This is a genomic window from Gemmatimonadaceae bacterium (assembly GCA_036273715.1).
Classification (GTDB): Bacteria; Gemmatimonadota; Gemmatimonadetes; order Gemmatimonadales; family Gemmatimonadaceae; genus JADGGM01.
Map to the genome: position 1 here is coordinate 94,829 of DASUHB010000034.1, position 24,858 is coordinate 119,686.

The window sequence follows — 24,858 nt, forward strand, 5'->3', positions numbered from 1 at the left end:
CCCGGCGCACCGCGCGCCGGACGTTCCCAGTGTGATACCCGACAGCGTTCCGAATGACACACGATCCGCGGGCGGCAAGATAACCCGCCCCTCCCCGAATTCTGTGACATTGCTCCACTGAGCCTGTCGCACCACCTTTTTGTCATGCCTTCCGTCATCGACGTCGCAACCGTCCAGTTCGCGCCTCGCAAAGGCGAATACGAGGCGAACCTCGCGCGCCTGGGCGAGTTGTTTGCCCAACTCGACGGCCTCGCGCCCCGGCCGCAGGTCCTTCATCTGCCCGAGACCGCACTCACGGGATATTTCCTCGAGGGCGGCGTTCGCGAATTCGCGCTCACGGCCGGCGCACAAGCGGCCGATCTGCAGCGCGTGTACCGCAACGCCGTCCCGCAGGCAGCCGACCGGACGCTCGAGATCGTACTCGGCTTTTACGAGGTCTGGAACAACATCCTCTACAACAGCGCGATGTGGGTGCGGGTCGGCGGCGCTGCGCCGCTGGTCAGGCACGTCCACCGGAAGAACTTCCTGCCGACGTACGGACTGTTCGACGAGGAACGGTTCGTCGAGCGCGGTCAGTCGTTCCGGGCGTTCGACACACCGTGGGGTCGCTGCGCCGTGCTCATCTGTGAGGACGCCTGGCACAGCCTGACGGGGACGCTGCTTGCACTCGATGGCGCCCGCGCCATTTTCGTTTGCTCGGCCGCTCCGGCGCGAGGTCCGTGGCCGCGGGAGGACGGAATTCCTGGTCCGGCAAGCGTGGCCCGATGGGAGCGGCTCGTGCGCGACATCGCCGAAGAGCACGGGGTGTTCGTGTCGTTCTCCAACCTCGCATCGAGCGAGGCCGGCAAATCGTTTCCGGGTGGCGCGTTGGTCGCGGGACCCAAAGGCGACGTGCGCATCCGTGGTCCGATGTGGACGGAGGCGATTCTGCCCATCGCGATGGACCTGGGCGATTTGACGCGTGCCCGGGCCGACATGCCGCTTCTGGCCGACCTTCGCACCGCGATACCCCACCTGGTCGGGACGCTGGCGCGGATCCAGAACGGCCATGGGGATGCCCTGCAGTACGACAGCGACGGCTGCGAGGCGCGGACGATTCCGCCGGCGACGGCGAGCACGGCGCGAGCGAGGTCGATGGACGTCGTGGATGGCGGGATGGCCGCGGCCGGCGCGCCGCCGCCGCTGGAGATCGATCCGGCGCTCACCGAAGAATGGCTGGCCGCGTTTCTGCGCGACGAGATCGCGGGCCGCGGGTTCGGCAAGGGCATCGTGGCCTTGTCGGGCGGGGTCGACTCGTCGGTGACCGCGTATCTGGCGGCGCGAGCGTTAGGCGCGGACAACGTGGTCGGCGTGCGGCTGCCGTACCGGGCCTCGAGTCCCGAAAGCCTGTCGCACGCGCAGCTGGTGATCGATGCGTTGGGCATCGAGGGACGGACGGTGGACATCAGCGCCGCGGTCGACGGCTACCTGGCCAACGAGCCCGAGGCCGATGCGACGCGCCGCGGCAACGTGATGGCGCGCGCGCGGATGATCGCCTTGTTCGATCTGTCGGCGCGCTACTCGGCCATTCCGTTAGGCACTGGCAACAAGACCGAGCGGCTGTTGGGCTACTTCACCTGGCACGCCGACGATTCGCCGCCGCTCAATCCGTTAGGCGACCTGTACAAGACGCAGGTCTGGGCGCTGGCGCGCCACCTGGGCGTGCCCGGCGCGATCATCGACAAGCCGCCCACCGCCGACCTCGTGAGCGGCCAGACCGACGAGGGCGACCTGGGCATCTCGTACGCCCGGGCCGACCTGATCCTGCAATGGCTGCTGCACGGCTACGCGCCGGTGGAGCTCGAGGCGCGGGGCTTCGCGCGCGACGAGGTCGAGCTGGTGCGCCGGCGCGTCGAACGCACGCACTGGAAGCGCCGGCTGCCCAGCGTCGCGATCATGAGCTCCACGGCCATCGGCGAAAGCTGGCTGAGGCCCGTCGACTACTGACGACGCCGTTCGGCCAGCTCGAGGAGGACGCGGGCGCGACCCGCTTCCACTTCGAGCTCGATGTGCGACGCGCCTCCGGTCTCGGCCGGCGCGCCGCGCGCCGGCGGCGCGAGCGTTAGGCACGCGCTCGGCCCCAGAATGTAGGGCAGCGCGTTGCCGCAGATCACGTTGGCCATCTCGCCCAGGGCATCCCACCGCCACGGCTCCGCCTCTTCGCCATCCAGGCCGAGCATGTTTTCGGCGATGGCGCGGAACACGTCGTCCGAGACCCGCAGCGTGAGGCACCCGGCGTGCGCGCCGTCGAACGCGACGCTCACGGCGGCCGGCAGCGCGTCGAGCCCGCTCGGCGTTTCCACGGCCGCGCCGACGGAGAGCAGGCCGAGCTCCTCGAAGGCGAGGGTGGCGGCCACTCGGAGGGCGATCGAATTATCGGTCATGGTCGGGTGCACCAAGGGCGCGCAGCACCGCGTCGCGCAGATCTTCCGGCGCGAACGGCTTGTGAAGAAAGCCGTGGCCCATCGCCATCACCTGCGCCGCGCGCGCATCGCTGCCATCGGACGACACGACGATGACCCGCGGCCCGCGCGCCGTCGGCCGGCCGAGGCGCGCCAGCATGTCCAGGCCGCTCAGGCGCGGCATGTTGATGTCGACCAGCGCGAGGGTGACGGGCTCGGACGCGAGGATACCGAGGCCGGCTTCGCCGTCGGCCGCTTCGTGCACCGTGCCTAACGGAAGCCCCGTGAGCCGGAGCGTACGGATGATCATGGCCCGCATCACGCGGCTGTCGTCCGCCACGAGCACGGTCAACGGCGCCTGTGCGGTCGCCGCGGCATCGCTTCGATCGATCATAGTTCGCCCTCCCGGTCCGGCGTTTTGAGCCAGACGCGGCCCGTGGCAAGGTCCAGCGACAGAGTGCGCCACACGCGGGTGCCGCCCACGTCGTGCGCGTGGATCAGGATGCCATTCTTCCATAGCAGCTTTCGCAGCATGATCAGATTGCGCTTGCCGATCTGGAAACCATCAGCCGTGGCGTCGCCGGCCGACGCGCCACCGGCCACCGCGACCCGCAGCCGGGCCTTGCTCGCGCCCAACCGATAGCAGTCGCGAAAGAGCGCCGCCACGCCGGTGTCCACGTACTCGAGCGGGCGGTCGCGCGATCGCTCACGGTCGTCGGTGGACGCGGGGAGCGGAACGTGCAGCAAGCCGCCCACGCGCGCCACCGGATCGTACACCGCCACGCCGAGGCAGCTGCCTAACGCATGGGCCACGAGCCGCTCGCCCGTGTTCGACACGCACATCGCGCCCACGCCCACGATGCGCTCCCCATTCGCCCGCGTCGCCCGCATCCTAACGCACGTACACGGCCGGCTGCACGTAGCGCAGGCCGTGTGTCACGGTGCCCAGACTCTCGGAATGCCCGACGAACAGGTGCCCGCCCGGCGCCAGCATCTGCCAGAACCGCTCGACCAGCCGCTGTCGGACCCGGGCATCGAAATAAATCATGACGTTGCGGCAGAAGATCGCGTCGAACGGTCCGCGCAGGGGCCAGTCGCGAACGAGATTCAACCGCGCGAAGCGAACGATGGCGCGCAGCTCATCCCGCACGACGAAGCGATCGCCGCTGGACGTGACATCGACCATGCGCCGGCGCAACGTCGCCGGGATTGCGGCCACCGCACGGGCGCCGTACGTGGCCGCGCGCGCACGGGCGAGGGCGCGCGACGACACGTCAGTGGCGAGGATGCGGGCCGAAGCGAACCGTTCCGGCGGCAGATGTTCGCGCATGAGCACCGCGATGGTGAACGGTTCTTCGCCAGACGCGCATCCGGCGCTCCAGACGCGAAGCGGCGCGCTGCCGCGCGCCATCGCAGGGAGCACGGTGGCGGTGAAAAAGTCGAAGTGCGCCGGTTCGCGGAAGAATGCCGTCTGGTTGGTGGTCAGTGCGTCGACGAGCTCGCCCAGCTCCGCGAATTCCCGGCGCATCGCACCGTTTTCGACGCGGTCGAGATACGCCGAGAACGTCGGCGCGCCGATATCGACGACACGGCGCCCGAGTCTCGAGCGCACGAGCTCTTCCTTGCCCGCGCGCAGCCGAATTCCACAAGTCTCGTACAAGAGTTGGCGGAGCCGGTGGAACTCGTGCGGCCGGAGCGGAGGAATGAGCGACCACACGGCCGCCTGACGGTCGGCGGCCGGCGCGTCAGAACTCCTCGAGAACGTCATCATCGCCCAGGTCGAACGGGTGCGGCGTTGCGTTAGGCGCAGGCGACGGCGGCGTGCCGAACGCGTGGCGGCCCACCGTGCCGCGCGGCGCGATCGGACGAATCGGCGACGGGCCGGCGGGCACGCCTCGATGCGGCGTGCGGCGGTTCGCGCGCGCGGTGGTTTCGCGGCGCGGCGTCGCGGGCGCGGTCGCCAGCTGGAAGTGCCCGACCAGCGTCTCCATTTTTTCTGCCTGTCCCGACAACTCCTCGGCCGCGCTCGCAGATTCCTCGGCGTTGGCGGCGGTTTGCTGCGTCACGCCGTTCATCTGCTCGACGCCGGCCGCGATCTGTTCGATGCCCTGGCTCTGCTGCTCGGAGCCGGCCGCGATCTCCGCCATCGCCGCGCCGACCTTGTTGACGTGCTCGGTGATGTCGCCGAAGCTCGCCATGACTTCGCGATTGATCACCGCTCCGCTCTCGGCGTTCTTCACGGACTCCTCGATCAACGATGCCGTGTTCTTCGCGGCTTCGGCGCTGCGCATGGCAAGGTTGCGTACTTCTTCGGCGACCACCGCGAAGCCGCGGCCCGCATCGCCGGCGCGCGCCGCTTCGACCGCGGCGTTGAGGGCGAGAAGGTTGGTTTGGAAGGCGATTTCGTCGATCGTTTTCACGATGCGCGCGGTGGCGGCCGCTGCGCCGGTGATGCGATCGGTGGCATCGGCGAGCCGCTTCATGCTATGCGCGCCGCGCGTGGCGCTTTCGCGCGCCGCTTCGCTGAGCTGCCGCGCATCGCGGGCGCTGAGCGCGTTCTGGCGCGTCATCGCGCCCATCTCCTGCAGGCTGCTCGACACTTCCTCGAGGGAGCTCGCCTGTTCTGCCGCGCCCTGCGCGAGGAGCTGGCTGCCCGCGCTCACCTGGCCGGCGCCGGCCGCGACCTGCTCGGCGGCCATGGCGACTTCGGCGAGCGCTTCGTCGAGTTGGCCGAGCGCTTTGTTCAGCGCTTGCTTGATGCGCGCGTGTTCGCCACGGTATTCGCCGCGCACGCGGGCGCGCAGGTCGCGTGCGGCCACGCGGTCGAGCACTTCGGCCGCTTCGTGCACGGGCGCGATGACGGCGTCCAGCGTCTCGTTGAAGCCGGCGACGAGGTCGTGGAAGGTTCCGCGAAAGCGGGTCGCGTTGCCGCGCGTGGCGAGCTCGCCCTGCTTGGCGGCGTCGATGAGCGCGCGCACCTCTCGCGTTAGGCCGGCGAGCGCCTCGACCATTTCCTGGAACGAGTGGCTGAGCACGTCGTTGGGCCCGCGCGGCGTGACGGCCACGCCGATGTCGCCTTCGCCGAGGTGGCGCGCGACCGCGGCAAATTCCCGTTGGGCATCGATGATGCGCCGGAGTCCCTGCGCCAGATCGCCCATCTCGTCGTGCGACGTAACCCAGACGTCGACGTCGACCTGTCCCTGTGCGATCAGGTCCATCTTGGTCGACAGCTCGGACACCGGCCAATTGATGCCGCGCTCGAGAACGAACGCCGCGATCAGCGTCACGACCATCGTGACGATGGAGCCCCATTCGAGCGCGCGCCGCACGTTGGCATCTCGCTCGGCGCCTGCCGCGCGGACGGCGGCCTGGACGCTCTGCTCCTGTGCGATGCCGGCGAGGATGAGCCGCCGCATGTCGTCGAGCTGCTGCTGTTCGCCGACCGCTCCGGCAGAAACGGTTCCCGTGGCTGCACGCCGGGCGTGAAGCGCCGGCGCGATGATGTCGTCGTGGAGCGACGTGCCTGACGCATCGAGCTGTTGCCACCGTGCGTGCTGCGCGGGGTCGTCGGTGGACAGGCGCTCGAGCGAGTCGACCTGGCGGCGAAACGTCGACCACCCCTGGTCGGCGTCGCGCGCGGCCCCATCGCCTTCGCCGAGCATCGCGCCGCGGAAGCCGGCATCCATGGTCAGGAGTCCGGACAGCGCATCCTGTGCGCCGTCGATCACGTCGATGACGTGCTGCGTGGCGGCCCGATCCGCCGCGCCCGTGGTGATGGCGCGGTGCACGTAGATGCCCTGAGCGAGCACCATCGCGAACACCGCCGCGAAGGCGACCGTCAGTTTCCAGCGCATGCGCAGGTTGTAGAACCAATTCATGGTCATGGCCATCGATCCCGGCTCGAGGAGGCTTTGGTTAGGCAGCGGTCGGCGCGCCGCTCGGCGCACCGGCGGCCGCGAGGTCGCCGGCGTCGATGACGCGCGAGATGTCGAGGAGCAGTCGGACGCGGGCGCCGGACTTGGCGACGCCGACCAGGTACTCCGTGCGCGCGCCGGCGCCTAACGGAGGCGGCGGGGCAATGTCGGCGGCGCCGATGTCGGCCACTTCGGAGACGCGATCGACGAGCAGGCCCACGTGCGCCGCGTGCGCGGCCACCACGATGATGCAGCTCGTCGGTCCGGGCTCGCACGGCGGCAAGTCGAACTTCCGGCGCAGATCGATGATCGAGATGACGCGGCCGCGGAGGTTGATCACGCCGCGGACGAACGGCGGGGTGCGCGGCACGCGCGTCATCGGAAGCACACCGATGATCTCGTGCACGGCGAGGATTTCCATGCCGTACTCCTCGGCGCCGAGAAAGAACGTAACGTATTTCCCTGCCGCCGCGCTCATGCGACCGCCTGCGTGCCGGTGAACGGTTGGGCGCGCCGCGCGAGCTCGAGCACCTGCGGCACGTCGAGGATGAGGCCGACGCGGCCGTCGCCAAGGATCGCGGCGCCGGCGATGCCGGGGATGTCGCCGATCCCCGCGTTGACGGCTTTGGCGACGACTTGCTGCTGGCCGAGAATCGCGTCGACGAGCAGCGCCGAACGGCGCTCGCCGGCGCCGACGACCATGAGCAGCGCCGCCGTCGGATCTTCGCACGCCCCGTCGACGCCCAACAGCGCGTGCAAGCGGACTAACGGAAGCACGTCCTGCCGCAGGCGCACCATCTCGCCGCGGCCGCCCACGCTGAACAGCGCGCTGCGGTCGGGGCGGAAGCTCACGATGACGTTCGTCGTGGGCACGATGTATCGTTCGGCGCCCACGCGGACGAGCATCCCGTCGGTAATGGCCAGCGTCAGCGGGACGCGGATCGTGAACGTCGTTCCACGGCCCGGCTCGGACTGGACATCCACCCGGCCGTGGAGCGCCTGGATGTTGCGGCGCACGACGTCCATCCCCACCCCGCGCCCCGATACGTCCGTGAGGCGATCGGCCGTCGACAGGCCGGGCGCGAAGATGAGATCGAGCACGTCTTCCTCGCTGGGCTGCTCGCCCGGTCGGACGAGACCGCGCACCTGCGCGCGTTCGAGTATCCGTCCGCGCTGCAATCCGCGACCGTCGTCGCTCAGGGCGATCACCACGTGCCCACTCATCTGTGTGGCGCGCAGCGTTAGGCATCCGGTGGCCGGCTTGCCGAGGGCCTGACGCTCGGCCGGCGATTCGATCCCGTGGTCGATCGCGTTGCGGACCATGTGCATGAGTGGATCGGCCACGAGCTCCACCATGTTGCGGTCAAGCTCGGTCATCTCCCCCTCGACCCGGCACTCGACCTCTTTGCCCGCGCGTTGAGCGAGATCGCGCGCGATGCGCACCAGCTTGTTGCAGGTTCCCCGGAGCGGCACCATGCGCAGGCCCATGCTCATGTCGTGCAGGTCGCGCACGAGCTTGCCCGCGTGCGCGACTTTTCGCGACAGCTCGGGATGGTCGTGTCCCGCGGCCGGGTCCTGGGCGATCATCCAGTGCGCCACGACCAACTCGCCGACGAGATCGACCAACGCATCCAGCCGGTCGAGTCGCACCCGCGCCGTGTGCGTGGCGCCGCTGTCGCGCGCGACCGCCGCCGTCGCGCCGCGCGGTGCCGCCGGTATTGCGCCCGGCACGGCCGGCACGGCGTCCGCGTTCTCGAGCTCGCGCAGCACGTCGACGAAATCGGGGGGATACGCGAGTGGAAGGCCGTCGCGCGACGCATCGAGCGATTGGACGGTGTCGCGAAGCGCATCGAGCGCGCGCAGCGACAGAGCCGCGATGCGCCCCGCAAACCCGTCGCGCTGGCGACGCTCGCCTAACAGCGACTCGCCGTGGTGCGCGAGGGCGACGAGTCCATCGAGCTTGAGGAAGCCGGCCGTGCCCTTGATCGAGTGGAACGCGCGCATCACCGTTTGCGCGGCCTCGATGTCGTCGGGCTCGCGCTCCAGCACGAGCATCGCGGCTTCCGCGCTCTCGATGTATTCACGCGCCTCGTCGCAGAAATCGCCGAGCAGCGCGCTGTCGGTGTCGTCGGGCACGGATAGCGGAAGGAGGCCGTCGGCACGGGCGAGCAACGCGTGCGGTTTGCGGTCCGACATCCCGATGAGATCCGACGTGCGGGGCTTGAGCGCAGGCGACGCTTCTGTCAGGTTGCGCATGATGGCGATGATCGAGCGCTCGGGACCTTCCACCATCGACAGCCGGTCCGGCGCTTTGGGTGAGGCGAGGTAGGTGCGCACCGCATCGAGCAGCACCTGCGCCGCCCGGTGGAGTGCCGCCTGCCGCTCGCCGCGATCGCGGTCCGGTCGCAAGGCCTCGGCAACCAATCGGAGCGACACGCAGGCGCGCGATTCGCGGACGGGCACCTGCTCGATGAGTCGCATCACGTCGCCACGGAGTGCGCCACGGGTTTCGAGATCCGAAACACCGAGCCGCCCGAGAGCGGCGCTCAGTTCGTCGAAGCGCGTGAGAAGGGCGCGAGGAACGCGACGTGATGATGATGACACGCGGAGCGGGAACGCGAGTGTGGTGGCGAGGCACGAGAGGCGGCGCGGCCGGCGCGGGCGGCGCCTCTGATGCATGTCATCGACGCGCGCGACCTAAGGACGCAACGATCCCGGCGTTGCGAGGTTTGGCGCAGGTTCGTCGCTGAGGTGCGCGAACCGTCCTCTATTCTGGAGCCGTGATGTCGAAAACGGTGCTTGTGGTCGAGGACTCGGCTCTGTTTCAGAAGGCGTACACGGCGGCCCTCGCCTCTTATCCGGGCGATTCGCTCGAGGTGCTTTACGCCTCGAACGGCGAAGAGGCCATCGCGCAGGTGGAGCAGCGACCCGCGATCGATCTCATCGTGCTCGACGTGAACATGCCCGTGATGGACGGCCCGGCATTCCTCGAGCGTTTGCGTCGCGACTATCCGTCGCTCGACATCCCGGTGATGTTCTCGAGCACGCGAGCGTACGCGATGCGCGACAAGATCGGCGACACGATGGGCGTCGTGGCCTACCTACAAAAGCCGTTCGCGCCGCGCGAGCTGCACGCGCTCCTCGACAAAATCTGGGCCTGACCGGCGGCGAGGCTCGCCGCCGGCGGCTGCGTCGCTACGCCGCGTAGGCCAGGCTGATCGCCCGGCGCGCGCCGCGTTTGAGCGCGCGGTGAACCACGCGCGCGTACGTCAGAAAATTGAGACCGGCCACGGGATAGCGAATGAAAAACTCATGGGGCAGCATGTCGCCCTTCATTCGATTGCAGGGTGCGCACGCCACGACGAGGTTGCCGGGAACGTGCGCGCCGCCGTGTGCGAGGGGATAGACGTGGTCGATGGTGGCGATCGCAAGATCCAACGGAGCGCCGCAGTACACGCAGCGGCGGCAACAGTCGCGCATCATCGCGCGCTTGAGCGCGCGTTTTTCCTCACAGCGACGGGGATGCAGAGGTTTACGGTGAAGCCCGCGTGTGCAGCGCGGGAGTGGAGGGACGATGCGGTGAAGAGCATGCCGTGACATTGCACCTCGCCGAAAAGCAGCGACGCCCAGCATCGGGGATCTCCCGAGCTGGGCGTCGCTGGAAAAACGAGCCGCGGAGGCACGTTCATTCGATCGTGCATCGCGCTCGACGCGTGATCGATCCGTTGATGTCCTTCGTCGCGGACCGTGAGTGCTCATGATCCTCGGAAAGCGTGACGCTACAAGTGAGCCGTGCGTCACAGCATTGCACTCCAAGTGCCATCCGCGCAAGACCGACGCGGTTGTCCGCTCCGTAACGACCTACCCCCACCTCCGCGTCGCTCGACGCGGTCGCCGTTGGGCGAGCGATGACGTCGACCACCGCCGAACCCGCCATTCTGCTGCCGAACCGCCCTGCCTGGCTGACAGACGAGACTGTCCGCCGGTCGGTTGTCGTATTTGCCGCGTTCGCCATTCCGGTGGGCTTCGCGTTTCACCAGTATGCGCGTCCGTTTCCGTGGCTCGGGGCGGCGCTGCTGCTCGTGGTCGCGATTGCGACTCGAGCGTTCGGGATTCCGCTTCCCGGAAAGGGATTCGCCAGTTTTGCGGTCGGCGCCGGCATCGCGGCCGTGGTCGCGCTCGGATGGGCGGCGGGCGCGCTGGCCGCGGGGATCGGCATTCTGATCGGCGACGTCGCCGTGCGACGGCTGCCGCTGCGCAATGCGGTGGGCAACGCGGCGCATTTCTGCACGGCGTGCAGCCTGAGCGGGATGGCGTACTACTGGGTGGCCAACGGCCAGTTGGGCGCGAGCATGTTCGTCTCGTCCAACTCGTGGCGGCTGGCGCTGCTCATCTGCCTGTTCATCGGCATTCTGAACGCGACGTTCTACCTGCAATTGCGATTGTCGCCGGCCATCGCGTGGGTGGACGCCCGGCTGACGGCGCGCTGGGAGAGCACGGTCTCGGTGCTCGCGACGCTGCTGGCTCTGACGGCCATGCGGCTCGCGTACAGCCGGGCCGACTCGCGGTGGTATTTCGTGGAAGGCGGCATTCTGATCGGCGTGGCCGCGCTCACCCATTGGCTGGTCAAGAAGGGTGCGTTAGGCGAAAGTCTGCAGATGGTGCAGCAACTCTCGCGCGTCATGAGCGCGAGGCCGGAGCTGCACCGCGCGATGAGCGACATCGAGGCGCTGACGCGCACGCTCGTGCCCTGGGAGGAGATGGGCATCGCGCGGTTCGACGAGGCGGCGCGCCAATTCGTGGTGCTCACGGACAGCGGGAACACGCATCTGCCCGGCCTGCGATTCCCGGCCGACCAGGGCATGCCCGCGCTCGCCCTCCAGCGCGGCCGCGCAGTGACGCGCCGCGATGCCGGCGCCGATCTCAACGAGGTCACGCGGCACGCGGGCTCCGAGATCGCGGTGCCGCTCAAGTACGGCGACCGGCTCGTGGGCCTGTGGATCGTTAGGCATTCGCGCACCGACATGTATCGCGACTACGACGCGCAGCTGCTCGACGGCGTCGCGCCGCAGCTCGCGCTGTCGTTGTCGCTCGACTCGCTCATCCAGCCGGTGCTCGATGCGTCCGAGCACATGACGCAGCACGTGGAGGCGATCACCGCCACCACGCAGCAGCTGCACGCATCCTCCCAGGAAAGCGCCAATACCGCGCGCATGCTCGCCTCGACGGTGCGCGCGCTGTCCGACACGCTGTCCAAGGGCGCGGACGAAGCGCGTGCGGCGCAGGAAGTGGCCGAGAGCACGGTGTCCGAGGGACGCGGCACGCAGATAAAGGGCGAGCAGATGCTGAAGGATTCGCGCATGGTGCGCGGCGCCACGGAGCAGGCCTCCGCGCAGCTCACCGCCGCGGCCGCGATCGTACAGGAAGGCGCGCAGGAAGTGTCGCGGCTTCAAGACGTCTCGAGCGCCGTGCAGAAGTTCGGTCAGACGATCACGTCGCTCGCCGACCAAACCGGGTTGCTGGCCTTGAACGCCGCCGTCGAAGCGGCGCGTGCCGGGACGCACGGACGTGGATTCGCGGTGGTCGCGCAGGAGATCCGTGCGCTCGCCGACCGCAGCGCCGCGGAAGCGGAAGCAATGGACCGCGCGGTGCGTGAGATTCGCGCGGCACTCGATCGGGCTGTGACGCTCATGCAGCGCACGAGAGAAGAAGTCTTGGGCGTCGCCCAAGCGAGCAGCGGTTGGGTCGATGAGCTCGACCGCATCGTGGCGGCGTCGGAGACGGTGGCATCAGCCGGGTATCGCATCGTCGATGCGGCGCGCGAAAACGCGCAGCGTTCCGACATCATGGCCTTGGCGCTCGCAGGCGCTCAGCAGGACGCATCGCACGCGGCGATGGAGACCGACGTCGTCGCCGGCGCCAGCACCCAGCAGGAAAGCGCAATCGAAGCGCTCAACGATGCCGCGACGCAACTGAGCATCACCGCGCACGAACTGGCGGGCGCGGTGGCGGCTGTGAGAAAGGCGGACTAAGCCTCTCCTGTCGAGCAGGCGTGCGGCGCTCAGATAGCGCTGAGCTGCGGCACCCCGCGTCCCTTCTTCATCGGATCGCGCAAGCTCGCAATGATGCGGGCCGCCGTCGCGTCGAGCTGCGTGCGGTCCGGCATGGATGAGCCCGGGAATGGCAAGGGGACGTCGAATCCATCGCCGACGCGTCTCGGTATCAGATGGATGTGGAAGTGGTACACGTCCTGGCCCGCCGACTCGCCACTCGAGACCACCAGATTCATTCCCTCGGTTCCGCTCACCCGTCTGACCACCGGTCCGAGCTCCATGGCGACCGAGAACAAGTGCATGCCGAGGTCTGACGGAAGATCGAGCAGCGACTCGTAGTGCTGGCGCGGGACCACGAGCACGTGTCCGTGGTTCACCGGCTGAATGTCCATGAATGCGAGGGCATCACGATCTTCATAGCACATCGAGACTTCTGCGGCGCCTTGGATGATGTCGCAGAAGATGCAGTGGTTGGTGCCGGGGCGATTCATGGAGCCTCCCTCCGTTGAGACTGCGTTGTTACGCACGGCTGGTGCCATCGACGCAGCCCGACGATGCAGCGCTACTCTTGCTGCGCAAGCCAGCCGATCTGTATTAGTAGCCAGATGATTCTCATCCGCGCCGCACTGGCCGTTGCCGCTCTCTTTCAGTCGGCCCCCTCCCCCGTGAACGCGGGGTCGCCGACACAGATCGTTGCATCGGTGACACGGGCGGTGGAGCATGACAGTGCGGCCGAAGCGCGCGAGATGTGGTTGGTCCGGCTGAGCCAGGACCCGAACGACCGCGGGTCGCTGCTCGCACTCGAACTCCTCGCCGAGCGGGTCTACGACTTTCCCAGGGCGACGCAGTATTTCGGCCGGCTGGTGAGCGCCGGCACTCCGCCCGACAGCTTCGCGGCGTACGGTGCGCTCGAGCGCGGCAAAGGATTGTTCAGCCGGGGGCTGCTGACCCAGGCCGAATCCATGTTCGTGGACGCGGCGGCGATCGCGCGCGCGGCGCGCGATCGGCCGGCCGAATTCGATGCAACGCTCGGCGTCGCGATGGCGCGCGGTCGAACGTTAGGCGGCGAAGTCGAGGCAGCGATGCTCGACAGCCTCGGCCGCAACGTACCGCGCGACCCCGCGCTCGACGCCGCGTGGCGCTGCGAGCGCGCGGCGCTGGCGGCGCGCACGGGCGAGCGCACCGCGGCGGCGCTGGCCACCCAGGGCATCGCGCTCGCGCGGCGCGCGGGGGATACACGTCTCGAGGCGCGATGCACGTGGATTCTGGCACAGGACTACGTGCGGCAAGGCGACATGCACACCGTGGCCGTTCTGCTCACGCGCGCCGAGGCGATGCTCGAGAATGCGCACGAGCGCTCGGGGCTGTCGTCGATGCTGCAGTGGCACGGGTTCATGGAAGTCTCAATCGCCAACTACGGTCGCGCCCAGCAGCTCTTGCAGCACGCGGTGCGCGAGGCGGAGGCCTCGGGCAATCTCTCATCGCTGGCGTGGTCGTTGGTGAACCTGAGTCAGATCTCGCTCTCGATGAACGACCTGCCGTCGGCCGAGGATCGCGCGGCCCGCGCCGAGTCGTCGTTCCGCGCGACGAAAGACCAATGGGGACTGGCAACGGCGATCGGGCTGCGCGGGCAGGTCGCGTTGGACATCGGCGACACGGCGGCGGCGCGCCGCCAGTACACGGTGGCGTTGGGCCTGGCCCGACGGGACCGCAATGCGTTAGGCATCGCGGGCGCGCATCTGGCGCTGGCCGACCTCGCGGTGCGCGAGCGCGACTGGCCGGTGGCGCGGCGCGAGCTCGACGCGCAGCGCGTCGCGTTCCAGCGAGGAGGCGCCACCGGCTGGGCCTCGGGACAAGACTTTTTCTACGGCGTGCTCGCGCTGCGCCAGGGCAAGTGGAGCGAAGCGGCGCGCCGGTTTCGCGCCGACCTGGCGACGCTCGACAGCTCGCAGCACGTTAGGCGCTACCTGTCGCAAGCGCTGACCGCCGAAGCCTTCCTGCGCCGGGGCGACACGATCGCCGCCGAGCAACGGTTAGGCGAAGCCAGCGCGCAGCTCGACGCGTGGCGCAATACGCTCGGCGATCAACAGCTCAAGCAGCTGGCGTTTCAGGTACGCGATGCGTTCGGCGGGCGGCCGCCGGCGATCGCGATGCTCATCGCGGGCATCGCGCAGGCGGGCCGCGTGGAGCAGGCGTTCGCGCTCGCCGAACGCCGCCGCGCCCGCGAGCTGCGCGACCGCTTGTCGCGCGCCGCCGGCTTGCGGCTTGCCGCCGGCGACAACGCCGACGTCCCCGGGGCGACGGCGCCGGTCACGGCGGCCGACGTGCAGCGCGCGCTTCCCGACGACCGGACGGCCGTGCTCGAATACGTTGCCGGTCGCGCGGGTCAGCCGACCACCGTGTTCGTGCTCACGCGGCATCGCGTGCGCGTACACGTGCTGACGCCGCTCGATTCGGTGCGCGACGCCGCCGCGCGATTCGAGGCGCTGATCGAGAGCGGCGGACACGTGCGCGAGCTGGCGAGGCAGTTAGGCAAAGCGATGCTCGAGCCTGCGCTTCGCGATCTGCCGTCCGGAGTAACCAATCTGGTCGTCGTGCCCGACGAGGCGCTGTGGTCGGTGCCGATGCAGGCTCTCGTCCTCGATGATGGCCGCTGGGCGATCGAGCGCTACGCTATCGCTACGGTGCCGTCGGCCGCCGTGTCCGTGATGTTGTGGCAGCGGCCGGCCCCGTCCGGGCCGGCGCGGCTTCTCGCGTTCGGCGATCCGCAGTTCGCCGGCGAGGACGATGGTGGCGCGGGCCCGATCGCCCTGCGCGCGGCGACGGCGCACGATGCATCGCTGCCGCGTCTGCCAGGGACGGCGCGCGAGGTGCGCGCGGTGGCGCGCTTTGCCTCGGACGCGGTGATTCGTCTGCGCGGCGATGCGAGCGCGGCGTTTCTCGAGCGGACGCCTCTCGCGTCGTATCGCGTGATCCACTTCGCGACGCACGCGGTGACCGACGACAACGGCATCTCGCACGCCGGCTTGGCGCTCGCGCCCGGCAGCGGCAGCGATGGCTTCGTGAGCGACGGCGACCTCGCGGCGCTGCAGCTGAACGCCGACCTCGTGGTGCTGTCGGCATGTCACACGGCCGGCGGCGCTGTGTTAGGCGGCGAGGGTGTGCGCGGACTCACGGCGCCGCTGCTCCAGGCCGGCGCGCGCTCGGTGCTGGCCACCGAATGGCCGGTGGACGACGAACGCACGGTGCCGATGATCGTCGCGTTCTATTCCGCGCTCGCGGACGGCCGAACCGTAGCGGATGCGCTGCGGGAGGCGGCGCTCGACGCGATGAAGAATGGCGCGCCGCCGCGCGAATGGGCCGCGTTCCGGCTCGTCGGCAACCCGACCGTGCGCGTGCCGCTCCGTCAGGCGCGCGGCCTCTTCGGCTGGCCGTGGTGGCGCTAGCGTCGAACACCGACCAGCGCGCGGGCGAGCGCCGCCGGCAGCCTAACGACGTGGCGGCCCCGGCGTTGCGTTAGGCCGCTACCGCGGCCCCACGGGCACGATCGCCGAGCGCACTTCGCTGCCGTCCGACAATCGCGCGCGCACCCACCACTGCTCGTTCGGCACCGGCGACCCCCGCAAACGCGTCGGGAGGGCGAACGACGTGTCGGCCGTGGTTCCGGCGGCGAGCACCGCACCCTGCCCGTCCATCACTTCGACCAGGTAGGACACCGCGCGCGGCACGGCGTGCCAGCGGAGCACCGAAGCGTGCGCGATCGTCGGAGCCAGCACGACTCCGCGTGCGGCCGGCCCGCGCATCTCGGTCCTGCCCGTCGATGTCGACCGGAGCGCGATGGCCGCCGCCGCCACCGCGATGATCGCGGATGCAGCAATGACCCAGGGAGTCGCCAGACGGGAAGGGCGCACCGTCGGCGCCGCTGCGCGCAGCGCCCGGAGCAGCTCGAGCTCCTGACTGCACGACGCGCACGCGAACGCATGATCGAGCGTCGCCAAGCGCTCCTGCTCGGTGCCGTCCCGGTTGACGAGCGCCTGCAGCGCCTCCGGCTGCGGGCACGATGTGCCGGGCGACGCGTCGCGCGCCGCCAACGCCTCCCGATACAGCTCCTGCAGCCGTGCGTCTGTCATCTTTCCGCCTCCGGTCCGATCCCTTGCTGCGTTAGGCGCTCGCGAAGATCGGCGAGCCCGCGATACAGCAGATTGCGCGTCTTGGCCTCCGACCAGCCCAATAGCCCGGCGATCTCTTCACGGGTGTAGCCGGCCAGATACATGCGAACCACCGGCCGGCGCGACGGCGTGATCGTGTCGATCGCACGCGCCACCTGCTGCGCCAACTCCGACGACTCCAGCGACCGTTCAGGCTCGCGACGCGAGGGCGCGGCAGGGTCCTGCCCAACGTCCTCCAACGCATCCTCCCGCGGCCGGCGATGGCGCCGCAGCACGTCGAGCGCCGCCGACACCGCCGTCCGGTACAAGTAAGACGAACCGACCGAGGAAATCTGCTCACCACCTACCGGGCCCAACGATACACCGTCGGCCCCGCGATTCGAGCCCTCCGCCCTCGCGCGCCACAACCGGATGCGCACTTCCTGAAACACTTCGTCGACGTCGCTCTCCGACAACCCGTGACGGATGCCGATCCGGCGCACCATTGCGGCGAATCGCATCAATACCGCCTCGATGGCCGGCGAGATCTGATCGGTCACGTGAGGAACACCCATGGCGCGAAGCTAGCGAGCCCGTCGTCTCGTCGCAAAAGACCGACCCGGCGCCTCGCGAACGTGCCGCTCCCCCGGCTCGTGCGTCCCGCAAAGAGGCCGGCTGCACGGCACGCCGCCGGCGCGGCCCTCACGGGCGGCTCGGACGCGGCCCGTCGTCGCGATTCGGCTGCCCATCCTCCGTCGTGAATGGTAAATTCAGGTGCTGGCTTCACTCACACAGGGGCTCATGGCTACTCAAACACGTGCCGAGCGTCGCGGCGCCGCGGCGCTCACCCGCGATCAGCTGATTGCGGCGTACCGGACCATGTATCTGTCGCGACGGCTGGACGACAAAGAGATCCAGCTCAAGGGACAAAACAAGATCTTCTTTCAGATCTCCGGCGCCGGTCACGAAGCGGTGTTGACGGCCGCCGGCATGGCGCTGCGGCCCGGGCACGACTGGTTCTTCCCGTACTACCGCGACCGCGCCCTGTGTCTCCAGTTAGGTGTGACGCCGGCCGAGATGTTGTACGAGGCCGTGGGCGCCGCGCGCGACCCCAGTTCCGGCGGCCGGCAGATGCCCAGCCACTGGGGCAGCAAGCGCCTCAACATCGTATCGTCATCGTCGCCCACCGGCACCCAGTTTCTGCACGCCACCGGATGCGCCGAGGCGTCGCTCCGCGCATCACTGCTCTCGATCACCAAAGGCTTCGAGTCCGATGAAGTCACGTACGTGTCGGCGGGCGATGGCACGACCAGCGAAGGCGAGTTCTGGGAATCGCTGAATACCTCCTGCAACCTCGGCCTGCCCGTCGTTTATCTCATCGAAGACAACGGCTACGCGATCTCGGTGCCGGTCGAAGTGAACACGGCGGGCGGCAACATCTCGAAGCTGCTCGCGGCGATGCCGGGGCTGTTCATCGAGGAGGTGGACGGCTGCGATGTGGTGGCCAGCTACGCGGCGATGAGCAAGGCCGTCGCGTACGCGCGCGCACGCCGCGGGCCGGCGTTGGTGCACGCGCACGTGATCCGGCCGTACTCGCACTCGTTGTCCGACCAGGAAACGATGTACCGGCCGCCCGAGGAGCGCGAAGCGGACGCGGCGCGCGATCCGTTAGTCACCTTCCCCAAGTGGCTCGTGGCCGAAGGCCACATCAGCGACAAGGACCTCGAGGCGCTCAAAGCCGAGGTCGACGCGGAGATCCTCGCGGCAACGGATGACGCGCTCCCCCAGCCGCAGCCGGCGGCCGACACGGTGCTCTACGCCGTGTACTCGCCCGACGTCGATCCGACGAGCGAACAATTCGACACCGAAGACGATCCCAAGTTCTCGGGCGAGCCGACGACGATGGTCGATCTGCTCAACGCGTGCATGAAAGACGAAATGCACCGCGACGGGAACATCCTCGTGTTCGGTGAGGACGTGGCCGACGCATCGCGCTCGCAGTACCTCGGCAAGGTGAAAGGCAAGGGCGGCGTGTTCAAGGTGACGTGGGGCTTGCAGAAGGAATTCGGCGGCGACCGCGTCTACAATTCTCCGTTAGCCGAAGCGAACATCGCCGGCCGCGCGGTCGGCTTGGCGGTGCGCGGGTTCAAGCCGGTGGTCGAGATTCAGTTCTTCGACTACATCTGGCCCGCGTACATGCAGATTCGCAACGAGCTCGCGACCATGCGCTGGCGCTCGAACAACGAATTCAGCGCGCCGGCCGTGGTGCGCGTGACGTACGGCGGCTACATCCGCGGCGCGATCTATCACTCGCAGACCGGGGCGTCGCTGTTCACGCATTGTCCCGGGCTGCGCGTCGTCTGCCCGGCCACCGCGCTCGATGCGAACGGACTGTTGCGCACCGCGATTCGCTGCGATGATCCGGTGATCTTCCTCGAGCACAAGCATCTCTATCGCCAGACGTACAACAAGGGCCGCAATCCGGGGCCGAACTTCATGATTCCGTTCGGGAAGGCGAAGATTCTGCGCGAGGGCGCGGGCATCACGTTAGTCACGTACGGCGCGACGGTACAGCGCGCGCTGGTGGCGGCGAACAAAGTGGCGGAGGACGGCATCGACGTCGAGGTGATCGACTTGCGGACGCTCTCGCCGTGGGATCGCGACGCCGTGATGACGTCGGTGCGCAAGACATCGCGGGTGATCGTGGCCTACGAGGATTCGCTCTCGTGGGGCTACGGCGCGGAGATCGCGGCGGCGATCGCGGACGAGTGCTTTGCGTGGCTCGACGCGCCGGTGAAGCGCGTGGCATCCACGGACACGTTCGTGGGCTATGCGCCGTCGCTCGAGGATGCGATCCTGCCGCAGACCGACGATTTCGTTCGCGCCTACCGGGAGCTGGCGGCGTTCTGAGCTCCCGCTGGTTCTTCGTTAGCCAAGACGAGGCCCGCGTGTCGTACGCGGGCCTCGTTGTGTCGGGCCGCTGCGATCGCCTAAGTCACAAAGGCGAGCTGGGGCGGCGGGATTCTACAGATAGAAAGCGCCTAACTGTCCATAGAATTCGGAATTGCGACGCTAATACCTCACGCGTTCTGCCGCCTTCGCCAAACTCAGGCACAGACGTCCAGTCGCGACGGGAATGAGTGTCGAATCCGCCGACGTTAGGCACCGGCGCCGATGGCATCTATTGAGGCAGGTGCATTGCGCGCATCGCCGTTCGAAACAGTTCATTCACAACTGGTTGGCATGCTACGACATTCCGCGCCGCTCGGAAGCGCGCGTAGCCAGTGCTCGCGAGATTCTCCCGTAGCTGCATCGCCGCGGCAGTGTCTCGTTGCCCGGTCTCTTCTCTGGCAAGCAGTTGCAGTGTTTCTATCGCTACCACCTCGTCATCTAGCCTACGGGCCCCTGCAATCACCTCCTCGGCTACCGCGCGCGCCTCTGGACTGGCTGCGACCATCCAGGCCGCCCGGACGATTTGCTGCACCAGAAGGAGAAACGCGACCGACCTGCGGTCGTCGATGCGCAGCTTTCGGCAAATGCGAATGAGCTCGTTGAACTCGGAGGCAGCTGCGTCGATTTCGTTCGCAAGGGCACGGACCTCAGCAGCACGATATCGAAACACTAGCTTCTGCCGTGGCTCTGCGCTTCGCTCATATAACCGAGCTTGATGGACCGCTCGATCCGGATCGTCACTCTGGCCTAACGCGACGACAGAGGCTTCTTGCAAAGCATACGTGGCCTTCGTGGCGACAATCCGGTGACTGAATATTGCTTCGAACCGCAGCACATCGTCATAGCGTTGCTGTGCGAGGAACACGCTCAGCGATTCAAACGCGAGTACGAGCTCGCCGAACTCGGCCGCTTTGGTCCGATCCCAATCTAGAAGTGGCCAGAACTCATCGCCGATCTCGCATCCGGCAAGCAACGGTGTTTCGCGCGCGGTATAGGCGCGTACCTCGGTGAAGCACCGGAGCGCAAGATTGATATCCCCCCGACGGCCAGCGAGGCGCCCCTTGTTGATCCAGGGCTGGACTATCAGGAGCAGGACCGACGGCATGCCGTGACAAGTCGCAATTGCCTGCAGCCACCTGATCTGTTGATCGCAGAGGGCATCCGCATTACCAACAAGCCCTGCATGTGCTTGCACCAAAGCAGCCTGATTGGTGTAACCGATTACGGCTTGGCAGTGCTCGAACGATGGAATACGGCGACGCGTGGAAGTAGCGTCATTTAAGAACCCGAGTAGCTCCTCAGACCAGCGACCGAGTGGGCGCCGCGCCATCAGTTGAATCGGTGTCAGTAACCGATGGGCAGCAGGGATCACAAGCCCGCCGGGATGAGCACTCGTCGCCATTTTCACGCCTCTAAATGGTCAGTCCCAATGTCGGTGGCTTGCATCAAGGGGCGTACTAACCGCGCTTGCAGCGGTCGTTCCACTACAAACGCGGCCCTGTCCACGCATGTGTCGGAACGAGTCTTACGAAAATGTCGGCGGCCTAACACCGTGCGCCGTCTACGATGGCGCACAATCCAGCCTCGTGCAGTTGACGCGAGCTGACCTATCGGCCGAGCGATCGAGCGATACACGAACCGCAGGAGGGCGTACGCGACGAGAGTTCGCCACAGAACTGAGAGCGCAGCGGCTAGGATAGGCCGGCACGCGATCGGTCGTTGTTCAACGGCGCCACGCAAGCGCACGAGGGCAGACGGATAAGTCCGTAGCAGCGCTGGTCCAACATCGGTCAGCAAGGCATGCCCGATATAAACGGCAAAAACGCAGAACAGCACCGAGTACACCGAGAGGAGCAGGGCGGCTCGACGCCTAGAAAACTACTTGACGTGCTGCATCTCTTCGACGGCCAACGCACGACAGATGCGGCGGTCGAGGAGATCGCGAATCGCACGGACATTGAGATGGAAAGGTCTCTCTTACGCAAACTCGTTGACTTCGGTGTGCTGACACCTGTACCCGCAACCCTCACGCCGAGCGGTCCCGCATGATTGCGCGGCACGCGGCATCGGACAAGAAACGGTGCGTCACCGACCGCTTCGCGCTGCCAGCAGCACGCGCACCGACAAATACAGCGCAAGACTGCGCGGTCATCCCATGACGCCGAACACGCCGGACTGCGCTTTCGAGCGGGGATCACGATCAGCCAGAATCGCACGCTTAGCTGCGAGTTGATGGTCAATATGCTTTGAGCGCACGTGCACGCATGCGGTGGGTTAGGCAGCCGCGCTGACCAGCCCTCATGGCCACGCGACGGAGCATTCACGCCACCAAGCCGCTCGTGGCGAGAAGGGCACGGTAATGAGCAGGGGCGCAGCGTGGCGTCGCGCGAGTCGAGCGGCACTGAGGGCCGAGGTATCCGGTTCGGCGGAGCTGGCCGGCGACGCCGAACGGCATGGCAGACGTCACGACGATTCAGCCCGGTTGATGCGGATCAACGCCTCTTAGGCGGCCCCTGGCCGATCGTTGGGCTGTACACTCGGCGACGCGGGTCTTGACTAACTTCGCCACCAGCGCGTCGGGAAGCGACTGCGAGGGAGAGAATCGCACTGAGCCCTTCGTCGTATCGTACCGTTCTAGCTCACGGGCGTGGACCGCCAGCGGATGCGCCCCGATGTAGAGCGCGCAGTGCTTCACAGCGGCCGCGAACGAGAGCAGCGTGCGCCATTGACGCGGTACGTCGGCATGTCGTAGCTGATGCACTCCTCGGCATCGGGCGCAACAGCGCGGATCACCGTGCGTAACCGCTCGAGCGCGGCTCGCTGCTCCGCCGTCAGGCGCGCGAGGTACGCATCGATCGTGGCAGGTTTCGATCTCACGCCACCTCGCGGATTTCGCGCCTCGCAATCGGCCGCGCCCGTCCGTTAGCCTCTTTGCCGGCTCGCCGCGCTCGTGGAACTGGTCCATCGGTGGAGTCTGCACGAGACGTCCTGCCAGCGCCAGCCCCGGCTTCGCAACGCCTCCCGTGCGCGCCCCAAACTGAGCCTGTACTATCGCGTTCGCGTTGCGCGACAGTAACACGCCGCTCGCCGCACCGGTCGTGTAGAGCTAAGTTGGAGGTCGGCGCCGGCCGATGAGCGCGCCCCGTGCACGTTCAGCTCGCACCGGATTCAAGGAGCCCTCGCATGAAGTCGATGATGGCCGCGTTCGCCTTCGTGTTCGCCGCGGCGCCGGCGCTGCTCGGCCAGACGCCCGTGAACACGTCGTTAGGCAGCGTGCAGGGACCGCACCCGTTCAACGTACGCGACCTCGTGATGATGGATCGCGTGAGCGACCCGCAACTCTCACCCGACGGACGTTGGGCCGCGTTCACTGTACGCCGCACCGACTACGCCGCCAACCGCGGCATCACGGCGATCTACGTGCTCGATCTCGACGGTACGGCCGCGCCCGTGCAGGTGGTCGACAAGGCCGCGCAGCCGCGTTGGGCGCCCGATGGACATCACCTCTACTACATGGCCGCGGCCGACGGCGTCGAGCAGCTGTGGCGCGTGGATTTGGGCGGCGCTACCACCGGTCTCGACCCCGCGGCGCACGCCGCCCCGGCGCAGGTGAGCCGCACGCCGCTCGACCTCAACACGTTCAAGTTGTCGCCCGATGGCTCGCACGTGCTCCTGTCGTACGAAGTCGACACCGACTGCCCGACGCTCACCTGCACCGCCCAACGCATCGCGGCGCGCGCGGCCGACAAGGCGAGCGGCACCATCTATGAGCGGTTGTTCGTTAGGCACTGGGACGCGTGGGCCACGGGCCGCCGCAACCAGCTGTACATCGCGGCCATCGATGCATCCGGCCAGATTCCAACCGAGCCGACCCTGCTGAGCAAGGGCATCGACGGCGATGTGCCGAGCAAGCCGTTCGGCGACGAGAGCGAATTCTCCTTCTCGCCCGATGGCAAGACGGTGTATTTCGGGATTCGCATCGCCGGGACCACCGAGCCGTGGTCCACCAACTTCGACGTGTACCGGGTGCCCGCCGACGGCTCCTCCCCGCCTAACGACCTGACCTCGGCGAACAAGGCCTGGGACGCGTATCCGGTTCCGGCGCCCGACGGCAAGACACTCTACTACCTCTCGATGAAAACGCCGGGCTTCGAGTCGGACCGCTTCCGCATCATGGCCATGGATCTGTCCACCGGCCAGTCGCGCGAAGTCGATCCGAGCTGGGACCGGTCCGCCGGCAGCCTCACCATCTCGCCCGATGGCAAGACGCTCTATGCAAGCGTGGACGACCACGGCGAGCACCCCATCTTCGCGATCGATGCCACCACCGGCAAGGCGACGCGCATCGTGGGCGATGGGACCGTCAGCGGATACTCACTCGCTCACGGCCGGATTCTTTTCGCGCGCGATGATCTGAAACACCCATCTGACCTCTACACGATCGACGCCGCCGCAACGAGCGCACGCGCCCAACAGGTCACGCATTTCAACGCCGACGCGCTCGCGAACGCCAAGGAAGGCGACTGGGAATTCTTCACCTTCCAGGGGTGGAACGGAGAACCCGTGCAAGGCTACGTCGTCAAACCCGTGGGATACGAACCTGGCAAGACGTACCCGGTTGCGTTCCTCATCCACGGCGGTCCGCAGGGCGCATGGGACAACGGCTGGAGCTATCGCTGGAATCCGCAGACGTACGCGGGCCAGGGCTTCGCCGTGGTGGCGATCAACTTCCACGGTTCCACCGGCTACGGCCAGGCCTTCACCAACTCCATTTCCGGCGACTGGGGTGGCAAGCCCCTCGAGGACCTCAAGCTCGGCTGGGCGGCGGCGTTAGGCAAATACGCGTTACTCGATGGGCGCCGAGCGTGTGCGTTAGGCGCGAGCTACGGCGGGTACATGACATACTGGATCGCCGGCGTCTGGAACGGGCCGTGGAAATGTCTCGTCGACCACGATGGCGTGTTCGACACCCGCGCGATGTACTACGACACCGATGAATTGTGGTTCGAGGAGCGCGAAAATGGCGGCACCCAGTACGAGCACCCCGAGAACTACGAGAAGTTCAACCCGCTCGACCACGTGGCGCAGTGGCGCGTGCCAATGATGATACTGCACAGCAACCAGGACTTTCGGATTCCGATCAACCAGGGCATGGGCGCGTTCACCGCGCTCCAGCGCCGCGGCATTCCGAGCGAGTTTCTCACCTTCCCGGACGAGGATCACTGGGTGCTCAAGCCGCACAACAGCGTCCAGTGGCACGACGCCGTCAACGCCTGGCTCGCCAAGTGGACCGCCAAGGATGCGGGCCGCACGGCGTCGCGCTGACCGCCGGGCGGCGGAGCTGCGTTAG

General features: G+C 67.8%; 19 protein-coding genes. 6 read left to right on the forward strand and 13 right to left on the reverse strand.

What is annotated here, in order from left to right; all coding sequences use genetic code 11:
• Positions 1-144: 144 nt before the first annotated feature.
• Positions 145-1,986: an NAD+ synthase gene (locus tag VFW04_08085; GenBank protein HEX5179271.1), complete on the forward strand. Its 1,842-nt coding sequence runs from the start codon at positions 145-147 to the stop codon at positions 1,984-1,986.
• Here the strand turns inward: VFW04_08085 and VFW04_08090 are convergent.
• Genes VFW04_08090 through VFW04_08120 form a run of 7 tightly spaced genes read right to left on the reverse strand, consistent with a single transcriptional unit; the run spans position 1,980 to position 8,836 of the window.
• Positions 1,980-2,423 (reverse strand): chemotaxis protein CheX, encoded by a 444-nt coding sequence (locus VFW04_08090; protein HEX5179272.1) that lies wholly within the window; start codon positions 2,421-2,423, stop codon positions 1,980-1,982. The genes VFW04_08085 and VFW04_08090 overlap by 7 nt on opposite strands.
• Positions 2,413-2,835: a response regulator gene (locus tag VFW04_08095; protein ID HEX5179273.1), complete on the reverse strand. Its 423-nt coding sequence runs from the start codon at positions 2,833-2,835 to the stop codon at positions 2,413-2,415. The genes VFW04_08090 and VFW04_08095 overlap by 11 nt, the downstream gene beginning before the upstream one ends.
• On the reverse strand, positions 2,832-3,332 hold the full coding sequence (locus tag VFW04_08100; GenBank protein HEX5179274.1) for a chemotaxis protein CheD: 501 nt from the start codon (positions 3,330-3,332) through the stop codon (positions 2,832-2,834). The genes VFW04_08095 and VFW04_08100 overlap by 4 nt, the downstream gene beginning before the upstream one ends.
• A 1-nt stretch (position 3,333) precedes the next feature.
• The gene (locus tag VFW04_08105) at positions 3,334-4,212 is read right to left on the reverse strand and encodes a protein-glutamate O-methyltransferase CheR (protein ID HEX5179275.1); all 879 of its coding nucleotides are present in this window, start codon (positions 4,210-4,212) and stop codon (positions 3,334-3,336) included.
• Positions 4,187-6,331 (reverse strand): methyl-accepting chemotaxis protein, encoded by a 2,145-nt coding sequence (locus VFW04_08110; protein HEX5179276.1) that lies wholly within the window; start codon positions 6,329-6,331, stop codon positions 4,187-4,189. Before VFW04_08110 ends, VFW04_08105 begins: the two co-directional genes overlap by 26 nt.
• Before the next feature lie 25 nt (positions 6,332-6,356).
• On the reverse strand, positions 6,357-6,833 hold the full coding sequence (locus VFW04_08115) for a chemotaxis protein CheW (GenBank protein ID HEX5179277.1): 477 nt from the start codon (positions 6,831-6,833) through the stop codon (positions 6,357-6,359).
• Entirely contained in the window at positions 6,830-8,836 is a 2,007-nt protein-coding gene (locus tag VFW04_08120) for a chemotaxis protein CheA (protein HEX5179278.1), read from the reverse strand. The genes VFW04_08115 and VFW04_08120 overlap by 4 nt, the downstream gene beginning before the upstream one ends.
• Before the next feature lie 302 nt (positions 8,837-9,138).
• On the opposite strand from VFW04_08120, the gene VFW04_08125 reads away from it, so the two are divergent.
• The gene (locus VFW04_08125; GenBank protein HEX5179279.1) at positions 9,139-9,516 is read left to right on the forward strand and encodes a response regulator; all 378 of its coding nucleotides are present in this window, start codon (positions 9,139-9,141) and stop codon (positions 9,514-9,516) included.
• 34 nt (positions 9,517-9,550) lie between these two features.
• On the opposite strand, the gene VFW04_08130 is transcribed toward VFW04_08125, so the two are convergent.
• Complete coding sequence (locus VFW04_08130; GenBank protein HEX5179280.1) at positions 9,551-10,114, reverse strand: HNH endonuclease; 564 nt, start codon at positions 10,112-10,114, stop codon at positions 9,551-9,553.
• Between the two features lie 149 nt (positions 10,115-10,263).
• Between VFW04_08130 and VFW04_08135 the strand changes: the two genes are divergently transcribed.
• Entirely contained in the window at positions 10,264-12,387 is a 2,124-nt protein-coding gene (locus VFW04_08135; GenBank protein HEX5179281.1) for a methyl-accepting chemotaxis protein, read from the forward strand.
• Between the two features lie 29 nt (positions 12,388-12,416).
• Here VFW04_08135 and VFW04_08140 read toward each other — a convergent pair whose 3' ends face one another.
• Positions 12,417-12,899 (reverse strand): HIT family protein, encoded by a 483-nt coding sequence (locus VFW04_08140; GenBank protein HEX5179282.1) that lies wholly within the window; start codon positions 12,897-12,899, stop codon positions 12,417-12,419.
• Between the two features lie 114 nt (positions 12,900-13,013).
• Between VFW04_08140 and VFW04_08145 the strand changes: the two genes are divergently transcribed.
• Positions 13,014-15,854 carry a CHAT domain-containing protein gene (locus tag VFW04_08145; GenBank protein ID HEX5179283.1) on the forward strand — a complete coding sequence of 947 codons (2,841 nt, stop codon included), beginning with the start codon at positions 13,014-13,016 and terminating at the stop codon, positions 15,852-15,854.
• A 78-nt stretch (positions 15,855-15,932) separates the two neighbouring features.
• On the opposite strand, the gene VFW04_08150 is transcribed toward VFW04_08145, so the two are convergent.
• Together VFW04_08150 and VFW04_08155 are read right to left on the reverse strand one after the other, a co-directional pair.
• The gene (locus VFW04_08150) at positions 15,933-16,538 is read right to left on the reverse strand and encodes a hypothetical protein (GenBank protein HEX5179284.1); all 606 of its coding nucleotides are present in this window, start codon (positions 16,536-16,538) and stop codon (positions 15,933-15,935) included.
• The gene (locus VFW04_08155) at positions 16,535-17,131 is read right to left on the reverse strand and encodes a sigma-70 family RNA polymerase sigma factor (protein HEX5179285.1); all 597 of its coding nucleotides are present in this window, start codon (positions 17,129-17,131) and stop codon (positions 16,535-16,537) included. The genes VFW04_08150 and VFW04_08155 overlap by 4 nt, the downstream gene beginning before the upstream one ends.
• A gap of 226 nt (positions 17,132-17,357) precedes the next feature.
• Here VFW04_08155 and VFW04_08160 point away from each other — a divergent pair, with 226 nt between their 5' ends.
• A complete protein-coding gene (locus VFW04_08160) occupies positions 17,358-19,466 on the forward strand; it encodes a dehydrogenase E1 component subunit alpha/beta (protein ID HEX5179286.1) in 2,109 nt (702 codons plus the stop codon).
• A 271-nt stretch (positions 19,467-19,737) separates the two neighbouring features.
• Here VFW04_08160 and VFW04_08165 read toward each other — a convergent pair whose 3' ends face one another.
• Positions 19,738-20,916, reverse strand: a complete 1,179-nt coding sequence (locus tag VFW04_08165) for a hypothetical protein (GenBank protein HEX5179287.1) — start codon at positions 20,914-20,916, stop codon at positions 19,738-19,740.
• 1,283 nt (positions 20,917-22,199) lie between these two features.
• A complete protein-coding gene (locus tag VFW04_08170) occupies positions 22,200-22,385 on the reverse strand; it encodes a DUF1801 domain-containing protein (protein ID HEX5179288.1) in 186 nt (61 codons plus the stop codon).
• Between the two features lie 306 nt (positions 22,386-22,691).
• On the opposite strand from VFW04_08170, the gene VFW04_08175 reads away from it, so the two are divergent.
• Positions 22,692-24,833 (forward strand): S9 family peptidase, encoded by a 2,142-nt coding sequence (locus tag VFW04_08175; GenBank protein ID HEX5179289.1) that lies wholly within the window; start codon positions 22,692-22,694, stop codon positions 24,831-24,833.
• Positions 24,834-24,858: the final 25 nt, after the last annotated feature.